Below are 7,933 nucleotides of genomic sequence, written 5' to 3'. Positions count from 1 at the left end.
GGCAATGTTGGCTATATGAAGCAGCATTACCTTATGTAGAAGCTGTTTTTTACCGCACCGCACCCTTCCGAGGGACAAAATCTTATAATGCTCAAGCGCGTCAAGTACCGGCAGACCAAAAAGACTTTCACTATGGTATTCTTTACGCTGATGTATTTCCAGTGGGTACTGCTGGCATTCCCCCTACATTATTAATGCAAGATATGTTGCATTTTTTGCCCCCATATCTTGTTGATTACTACAGCCAACATTGCCGGGGTGAAGAAGATATGTTGATTCAGTTGGGAGTTAGTTTCCAACGGTCGATGTACTGTGTCACTTCTGCGGTAATTCAAGCCTTGAGAACTGCACTTTTATATCCATTAGATGACCCAAATCCTAAGCATTTACAAGCCAATCGAGATTTTTTTGAGATGCAGCTAAATCGGTTTACTCGACCCGACTACAATATTCGTGATGCTGCTCGTTTGGGAAGTATTCAAAAGCAAGATTATAGATAAGAGATCCCCCCAGCCCCCCTTTCTAAGCTATCCATTATAAACTAATAGAATTAGACATGAGAAACCTCTTTTGATAACATCGCTAAAGTTTTAGTTGCCCAAGTTTTCACTTGCGGATGGGTATGGTTACTCAAAAGCTGACAAAGCGCGATCGCTTTTTCTAACTGTCCAACTATTTTATAGACTTTAATCAGCCACATTTGGGCTTGAATGTAATCTTTACTATTCCGGTCTGTACAGCCTTGGCAGTAGTCTTCGAGGTATTTTATCGCTTTGGGGTAACGGCCTTTTTTACAAGCTATAATGCCCTTGGTGAATAACTCTGATAGGGTCATTGCTAAAGGCTCTCGCTCTAGGCGTTCTTCTTGGGCAGATTGAGCGATCGCTTGCTCTAATCCATCAAATTCTGGCAATAATACTAGTCTAGGTGCTGGCTGAAGTAAAGCCGATAAATCACTATATTTGAACTGCTTGATTGTGGGCAGTATCGGACGCAAATAATCGGCTATAATGCGTTCTTCTGGTTTTAGTAAGCTTTTTTGAGCTTTAGTATTTATGAGGATGCAGATGAAATAGGGAAGATTCTTTTCTCTATTCTCAAAACAACAAAAAATCAACCATCAAGCCAAGACTGATAACTGATAACTGACAGATTGCTTGGTAGGTGCAAACCGAACAGTTGCCCAACTCTACAAACAAATTGGCAGCATTCTGGCATTGCATTATTAGCAATCCAGATGCAAATAACCCAAGAGGAGGTTAGCAGTCATCTCAACCGCATGAGAAACGTTTGCGATCGCTATCACTTCCAAAGCCAGGTTTGTGGGAATTCCTCTTGCTTCTAACCGCTTCAATTCCAAAATGTCAATGCCTGCTGCCAATCCATCCAAATATTCCTCTACACTCACTCCTAAGTTTTCAATTTCCGACATAAGTATAATTTCTTAATTTTTTGTTCGACCTTTATATCCAAGCATCTATTAAGTGGCTATCTCACAGATGGATCATGTCAAAGTGCGGCGCTGCGAGGTATGCAACAGCTACAGCTACAGCCTGAAATTTCCTCTCTACGAGACGCTCTTCGCGTTCGCTCGAAAAAGGTCTGCATTCCAGTCAAATCCCAATGTGGTTTCGTGTTATGCGATCGCTCCCCTCAACCATTCCACCTCTCAAACCCACTGAGTATCAAACGCATCTTGCCCAGTTCCATAAATCAAGTTCCCGTATGAGTGCCAATTGGCTATTTCTTGGGCTTCAATTTTAGGCGCGTGCAGAACAGCAAGATTTTCTTCTAATTGCTGCCTAGTTTGGGGTGCGGTGAGCGCCAGACGTATTGCCGGATGACTTAGTACATAGCGGTAACAGTCTGCTGCCGTGGGTGGTTGAAGCTGCCAGTTGTGATGACCTTTGAGTAGCTCTGTTTAAGGAGCGGTTATTTGTCTACCTCTCACGCTTTTGTGAGGTGCGGTACTGCATCGCCCGACACATTGGTTTTTTGGTTGGGCTGGGGTACCCATCTGGAGATCGCGATTGCCTACCCCAAACCCTTGAGCAAGTGCTACTGCTGCTGCAACGTCGGTTACCACGCAGCGAGGAACTGGAGCGGGCGATCGCCCGCTGTGCCGCCCTGGATCTCATTGTGAGTGACATTTGGATGCCCGACATGGATACTGGTACAACAGGTGCAGCAACAGTTGCAACCAGATATGACTGGACGATCAATTCGTTGGCAGGTTGAGCCACTGCCAGAGGTGCAGGGTGATCCGGCAATGCTGCGGCTGGTGCTGCAAAATTTACTTTCCAATGCAATTAAATACACCTGCGATCGCCCTGAAGCGGTCATCAGCATTGGCAGTATTGATCGCGACCAGGAAATGGTATTTTTTGTACAAGACAATGGCGCAGGATTTGATATGCAGTATCACGATCGCTTGTTCAGCCTTTTCCAGCGCTTACATCCCCAAGAGCAGTTTGCCGGAACGGGGGTAGGACTTGCCAACGTGCGGCGCATCATCCATCGGCATGGCGGACGCACCTGGGCAGAGGGCGCGATCAATCAGGGAGCAACCCTCTACTTTTCGCTACCAAAACAGGGAAAACCAGCATGACACTCCGATTTCTCTTGCTAGAAGACAATTCACTCGATGCAGAGGTGGTTGAAGTGACACTGCTCTCTGGTGGCGTTGACTGTGAATTGCAACGGGTGGAAACTCGCTCTGGCTTCATGACCGCCCTGGAAACCGATGAGTTTGACTTGATTCTGGCAGACTACGCCCTGCCTACTTTTGATGGCATCTCAGCATTAAAAATTGCCCATAACTTGCGTCCCGATCTGCCCTTCATTTTCGTCTCTGCCAGCCTGGGGGAAGAACTCGCGATCGAAGCCTTGAAGCTGGGAGCCACCGATTATGTGTTGAAACAACGGTTGGAGCGATTAGTGTTTTGTGTGCAACGAGCATTGCCAGAGGCACAAGAACGCCGCGAACGCCAACGGGCAGAAACTGCGTTGCACCAGAGCGAAACCCGCCTCCGCAGAGTAGCACGCTATCAGTCTCTTACGACATTAGCGATCGTAAGCAAGCCGAAGCTGACCTGCGCGAAAGTGAATCTCGCCTCCGGTTGATGATTGAAAGCGCAAGAGAGTATGCCATTTTCACCCTGGATCTCGATAATCGGGTCACAAGCTGGAATTCTGGTGCCCAACGATTGTTAGGGTATTCCGAAGCAGAAATTTTAGGGCAAAGTGGTCGCATCATTTTCACCCCCGAAGATAACGAACAAGGCAAATCTGAGCGAGAACTGCACATTGCCCTGACAGAAGGACAAGCGGAAAATAAACGCTGGCACATTCGCAAAGATGGCAGTCGGTTTTGGGGCACGGGCTTTGTCATGCCCCTGCAAAATGGAGACGACGTGATGCATGGATTCATCAAAATCATGCGGGACGAAACCGCCCAACGACAAGCCGAGGAACGCTTTCAGGCACTCTACGACACCACCAGTGACCTCCTTGCCACTGAGCAACCTTTGACGCTGATGCACAACCTGTTCAGCAAGCTCTCTGCCCAGCTAGAACTTGATTATTACTTCAACTACATGGTGGAAGAGAAAGACGATCGCCCCATGCTGCATCTGAAGAACTATGAGGGAATTTCCGATGAAGCGGCTTTGGAGATCGAATGGATTGAGATTGGTCAACATTTGGGTGGACTGGTCGCACAAAAGCAACAGCAAATCGTGATGGATCAAGCGCAACTCTCCAGCCATCCCAATGCTCAACTCAACTGCTCGCTCGGCGTGACAGCTTACGCCGGACAACCCTTAATTGTTCAAGGGCGATTACTGGGGACACTCTCGTTTGCCAGCCGCACCCGTATCCACTTCACGCCTGAAGAAACTAATCTACTGCAATCGACTTGTCACCAGATGGTGATCGCCCTGGAGCGCACCAACTTACTCAACTCCATTCAGCAACAGGCAGAGCAATTACAACGAGCAAACCAGATCAAAGACGAATTTTTAGCCGTGTTGTCGCACGAATTGCGATCGCCCCTCAATCCGATTCTGGGTTGGGCAAAGCTGTTGCAAAAAGGCAATCTCAACCCAGAACGAACGACAACTGGCCTTGAAATCATCGAACGCAATGCTCAGCTACAAGCTCAACTGATTAATGACTTGCTCGACATCTCTCGGATTCTACAGGGCAAATTGAGTTTGAACCAGATGCCCGTTGATCTCAGTGCAGTCATCACAGCCGCTTTAGAAAGGGTTCACCTCGCAGCCGTTGCCAAGTCACTGCAAATTGAGACAACCTTTTCACCGAATGCCAGAACCGTAATCGGTGATGCTGGACGATTGCAACAGGTGGTCTGGAATCTGCTCTCCAACGCTGTGAAGTTTACGCCTCAAGGCGGACAAATCACGGTTGCACTCACTCAAACAGACATTCATGCCCAAATTCAAGTCACTGATACAGGAATTGGCATCAATCCTGATTTCTTACCTTACGTCTTTGAACATTTTCGGCAAGAAGATGGAGCGACCACGCGCAAGTTTGGTGGATTGGGATTGGGACTCGCGATCGCGCGTCAAATTGTAGAAATGCACGGCGGAACAATCGCGGCTAAGAGTCCGGGTGACGAGCAAGGTGCTACGTTTACAGTACAAATTCCGCTTGCGCCTCGCTTGGGTGAACGACCCTCTACAGAATTATCCTCAGACTCAACCGGTGATTTGACTAGCATCTCTATCTTAGTCGTGGATGATGAAACAGATTCGCGGGAGTTCGTCGCCTTTGTCTTTGCTTCCGGGATGGAAGCCTTGCAAGCGATAGAACAATCCACTCCCAATTTAATCGTGAGCGACATTGGGATGCCAGACATGGATGGCTATATGCTCCTACAACAAATTCGGGCACAGTTGCCAGCGAGTCAAGTTCCAGCCATTGCGCTAACTGCTTATGCCGGAGAATTTGATCGCACTCAAGCATTACAGGCTGGATTTCAACAACACTTAGCGAAACCAATTGAGCCAGCAGAAATTGTGACAACGGTTGCCCGTTTGTGTGAGCGCAAAAAAAAAGACGCATGAACTAGGATCGTTCAACAGTAGAACAGCTTTTTGCAGGTGACAGCGAGATGGCAGGGTTGATGCGGACACGCTCCGTGTGAGCCGAAGGGGGAGCAACGCGATGCAAGTGATGTCGGGCAAAAATAAGCGCTCGTTAAATAAACGTGAGTTCGACGGAGCTAAAACAGGGCAGGAGGTAGTGCAGGTAATTTGATGATGAATTTACTTAATTCGGCGTACTACTGCCACCATTTCGGTCACGCAGATACTCCCAAATCCGCCGGATTTCTTCTTGGAAGGTTTGGCGATCGCGTTCGGCTTGAAGCAAGGAAGCAAGCAAAACTTCACGATCTCGGTCAGCTTGAAGTTCAACTTCCCTTATAGCTTGGCGATCTCGCTCTGCTTCACGTTGTGCAATACGCAGTCCTTCTTGGTGGAGACGAGCGATATCACCCAGTTCTCGAATGCTGCGTTCTAGCCGTGCAATAGTTTGGGAATTGCCCCGTGTTTCTCTTCGATTGGCATTCTGTACTGTCCTCAGCAAATCCAGTTCGTCGCCTATTTCCTCTAAGCGAGTGTCAATGTTATCAAACCTTACTTCAGTATCTTCTGGCTGTCCTGCGTTTGTCATAATCCCTCCTTCCTCTTTCTATTCTCGCAGAAACTCACAACTACAGACTTTATGAGTACAACATACCAACAACTCTTCTATAAATGGGCAACTCTCGCTCCTGATGAATGCGTTACTACATCTCTACTGGTTTAGCGGATACTTCAAGTAACCGAAAATTGGCTGAACTTAACGCATCTGAGATTGAGAAAGATATACTCTGTGAGCGATTGGACTTAACTTTAGAGAAGTACCAACCTCAATATGTGCTAAGTACGATTACACCCATTACACCCATTAAGAAGCCCAAACCCCAGTTAGACCAACTTTGGGAGAGATATAGCCAGTTCAAAAAACCTCAAGTCAGTCTTAGTACCTATGCCAAAGACTTTGCCAAGCATCGGAATCACATCGCTAAATTACCAACGCGATCGCTAGATGAAGCATCCGCTATTTGAGACTATCTAGAAAGCAAATTTAACTCCATATTACGATTAATATATTTGTAATAACTGTGTGCATATTGCACTGCAAACATCGTATGCACTAGTAGTCCACCAAACTAACTTTGCAAGGTGATGCCGATTACTGATAAGCTACTTCCACGGTTTGGAGGGTGGCATAATGGTGAAAAAATACATCGTAGACTTAAATGAAGCTGAGATTTCCCAACTGCGATCGCTAACTAAAACAGGTAAGCATAAGGTACGAAGCATCACCCGCGCGAACATTCTTCTAATGGCGAGTGAGAGTTATTCAGATAACGTGATCGCTTCTACCCTACGAATTAGTGTTTCGACTGTCGAGCGCACCCGTGAGAAATTTGTGATTGGAGGGCTTGATTACGCTCTTCAAGACCGTCCTCATCCTCCAAAGCCTCGTAAACTTGACGGCAAGCAAGAAGCTTTTCTTGTTGCTACAGCCTGTTCGACTGCACCTGAAGGACGAACCCGTTGGACAATGCAACTTTTAGCGAACCATTTGGTAAGCCTTGGTGTTGTGGATTCGATATCAGACGAAACAGTACGTCAAACTCTAAAAAAAACGAAATCAAACCGTGGTTGAGAGAGCAATGGTGTATTCCAGAAGTGAATGCAGAGTATGTTTTGCGGATGGAAGATGTGTTGGATTTATACAACGAGCCTTATGACCCCAAGCGCCCAGTAATTTGTTTTGATGAGACCCCATATCAACTTGTAGAGGAGATTAGACAACCATTACCTCCCGAACCCGACCAGCCCGAGCGTTATGATTACGAGTATAAGCGTAACGGTAGTGTTAATATATTTGCGTATTTCCAACCTTTGGCAGGATGGCGGCATATTGAAGTTACGCAACGGCGTACAAAAGTGGATTTCGCAAAGCAAATGAAGGATTTAGTTGATGTTTACTGCCCAGAAGCTGATGTTATTCGCTTGATAGTCGATAACCTTAATATTCACAATCCTGCCGCGTTGTATGAAGTTTTTGAGCCACAAGAAGCACGCCGGATTGTTCAAAAGCTGGAATTCCACTATACGCCAAAACACGCAAGTTGGTTAAATCAAGTAGAGATTGAATTATCCGTTTTGTCCCGTCAATGCTTAGAGCGACGAATTCCAGAAGCACAAATGTTAAAATCTGAAATTCTTGCTTGGGAAAAACAACGTAATCAAGAACGGGCAAGTGTAAACTGGCGCTTTAAAACTACGGATGCACGGAACAAACTTGAGCGGTTATATCCTTCCGTTTAACCCAGCAAAGTTGACTTGGTGGACTACTAGTAACCAGGAACCGACAATGGTCATAATTGAAAGTATGACATGTAGGGTAAGCAGAGTTGTTGACAACCCTTTTTTATCATTTAGTAAAAACCCGATCGCTAAAACACTAGCACAAGCCGCAGCTATCACCAGCATAAATATAGCTAAATGTCCTTCATATTCATTCTCAGCATAACGGCGAATTTTTTCTGGGGTAGCCTTAATCATTTTCCACCACGTTACGGCTAAGAAAAAGTCAGCCCCGGAGTTCCAAGCGCAGAGAATGCGAGTAGGTAAGTGCAGCAAATGCGGAAGGACTACTGAAACTAATACAGCAAGTCCGACAGCAACGATTAGCCTGGGGCGGGGGTCAAAATTTTTAAATAAAAATGAAAAACTCCACGCCACTTGCGGGATGGAGTTTTTGGGCATGGGGAATCGGGCATGGGGCATGGGGAAGAAGTTACCAATGCCCAATGCCCAATGCCCAAAGCGGCGGGGCGGCTATCCCT

12 protein-coding genes are annotated in these 7,933 nt (G+C 46.6%); 8 read left to right on the top strand and 4 right to left on the bottom strand.

All coding sequences use genetic code 11. From position 1 onward, the window contains the following. Positions 1-500, top strand: a 500-nt coding sequence (locus LC574_RS16540) for a CO2 hydration protein (protein ID WP_229454527.1), incomplete at its 5' end; no start/stop codon positions are given. Positions 501-550: 50 nt separating this feature from the next. Here LC574_RS16540 and LC574_RS16535 read toward each other — a convergent pair. Both LC574_RS16535 and LC574_RS16530 read right to left on the bottom strand, forming a co-directional pair. Further along, positions 551-1,117 (bottom strand): molecular chaperone DnaJ, encoded by a 567-nt coding sequence (locus tag LC574_RS16535; protein WP_229454526.1) that lies wholly within the window; start codon positions 1,115-1,117, stop codon positions 551-553. A gap of 108 nt (positions 1,118-1,225) precedes the next feature. Continuing rightward, positions 1,226-1,432, bottom strand: a complete 207-nt coding sequence (locus LC574_RS16530) for a hypothetical protein (RefSeq protein ID WP_229454525.1) — start codon at positions 1,430-1,432, stop codon at positions 1,226-1,228. A gap of 67 nt (positions 1,433-1,499) precedes the next feature. Between LC574_RS16530 and LC574_RS16525 the strand changes: the two genes are divergently transcribed. The 5 genes from LC574_RS16525 to LC574_RS16505 all read left to right on the top strand — a co-directional run bounded on the left by LC574_RS16525 (position 1,500) and on the right by LC574_RS16505 (position 5,090). Beyond that, entirely contained in the window at positions 1,500-1,682 is a 183-nt protein-coding gene (locus LC574_RS16525) for a hypothetical protein (RefSeq protein ID WP_229454524.1), read from the top strand. Between the two features lie 313 nt (positions 1,683-1,995). Beyond that, positions 1,996-2,238 carry a hypothetical protein gene (locus LC574_RS16520; protein WP_229454523.1) on the top strand — a complete coding sequence of 81 codons (243 nt, stop codon included), beginning with the start codon at positions 1,996-1,998 and terminating at the stop codon, positions 2,236-2,238. Continuing rightward, positions 2,207-2,608, top strand: a complete 402-nt coding sequence (locus LC574_RS16515) for an ATP-binding protein (RefSeq protein WP_229454522.1) — start codon at positions 2,207-2,209, stop codon at positions 2,606-2,608. Before LC574_RS16520 ends, LC574_RS16515 begins: the two co-directional genes overlap by 32 nt. Continuing rightward, positions 2,605-3,123 (top strand): response regulator, encoded by a 519-nt coding sequence (locus LC574_RS16510; protein WP_229454521.1) that lies wholly within the window; start codon positions 2,605-2,607, stop codon positions 3,121-3,123. The genes LC574_RS16515 and LC574_RS16510 overlap by 4 nt, the downstream gene beginning before the upstream one ends. After that, a complete protein-coding gene (locus LC574_RS16505; RefSeq protein ID WP_229454520.1) occupies positions 3,123-5,090 on the top strand; it encodes an ATP-binding protein in 1,968 nt (655 codons plus the stop codon). The genes LC574_RS16510 and LC574_RS16505 overlap by 1 nt, the downstream gene beginning before the upstream one ends. A gap of 205 nt (positions 5,091-5,295) precedes the next feature. Here LC574_RS16505 and LC574_RS16500 read toward each other — a convergent pair whose 3' ends face one another. Next, a complete protein-coding gene (locus LC574_RS16500; RefSeq protein WP_229454519.1) occupies positions 5,296-5,700 on the bottom strand; it encodes a hypothetical protein in 405 nt (134 codons plus the stop codon). Between the two features lie 107 nt (positions 5,701-5,807). On the opposite strand from LC574_RS16500, the gene LC574_RS16495 reads away from it, so the two are divergent. Beyond that, a complete protein-coding gene (locus LC574_RS16495; RefSeq protein ID WP_229454518.1) occupies positions 5,808-6,137 on the top strand; it encodes a hypothetical protein in 330 nt (109 codons plus the stop codon). A gap of 166 nt (positions 6,138-6,303) precedes the next feature. Beyond that, positions 6,304-7,412 (top strand): IS630 family transposase gene (locus LC574_RS16490; protein ID WP_229454517.1). Its coding sequence is split into 2 segments (ribosomal slippage): positions 6,304-6,715 and positions 6,715-7,412, totalling 1,110 coding nucleotides; the frame shifts between segments, so codons are not numbered across the junction. Here LC574_RS16490 and LC574_RS16485 read toward each other — a convergent pair. Continuing rightward, a complete protein-coding gene (locus tag LC574_RS16485) occupies positions 7,395-7,853 on the bottom strand; it encodes a DUF1345 domain-containing protein (RefSeq protein WP_229454516.1) in 459 nt (152 codons plus the stop codon). The two genes, LC574_RS16490 and LC574_RS16485, sit on opposite strands and share 18 nt — an antisense overlap. Positions 7,854-7,933 lie beyond the last annotated feature (80 nt).

This window comes from Nostoc sp. CHAB 5715 (genome assembly GCF_020829685.1).
Lineage (GTDB): Bacteria > Cyanobacteriota > Cyanobacteriia > Cyanobacteriales > Nostocaceae > Nostoc.
This window is presented reverse-complemented; position numbering and strand designations above follow the sequence as displayed.

What these genes read in the sequence shown, in the direction of transcription:
- LC574_RS16530 (WP_229454525.1), bottom strand. Translation starts at nt 1,432, where the DNA reads ATGTCGGAAATTGAAAACTTAGGAGTGAGTGTAGAGGAATATTTGGAT.
- LC574_RS16525 (WP_229454524.1), top strand. Translation starts at nt 1,500, where the DNA reads ATGGATCATGTCAAAGTGCGGCGCTGCGAGGTATGCAACAGCTACAGC.
- LC574_RS16515 (WP_229454522.1), top strand. Translation starts at nt 2,207, where the DNA reads ATGACTGGACGATCAATTCGTTGGCAGGTTGAGCCACTGCCAGAGGTG.
- LC574_RS16510 (WP_229454521.1), top strand. Translation starts at nt 2,605, where the DNA reads ATGACACTCCGATTTCTCTTGCTAGAAGACAATTCACTCGATGCAGAG.
- LC574_RS16505 (WP_229454520.1), top strand. Translation starts at nt 3,123, where the DNA reads ATGATTGAAAGCGCAAGAGAGTATGCCATTTTCACCCTGGATCTCGAT.
- LC574_RS16500 (WP_229454519.1), bottom strand. Translation starts at nt 5,700, where the DNA reads ATGACAAACGCAGGACAGCCAGAAGATACTGAAGTAAGGTTTGATAAC.
- LC574_RS16495 (WP_229454518.1), top strand. Translation starts at nt 5,808, where the DNA reads ATGCGTTACTACATCTCTACTGGTTTAGCGGATACTTCAAGTAACCGA.
- LC574_RS16485 (WP_229454516.1), bottom strand. Translation starts at nt 7,853, where the DNA reads ATGCCCAAAAACTCCATCCCGCAAGTGGCGTGGAGTTTTTCATTTTTA.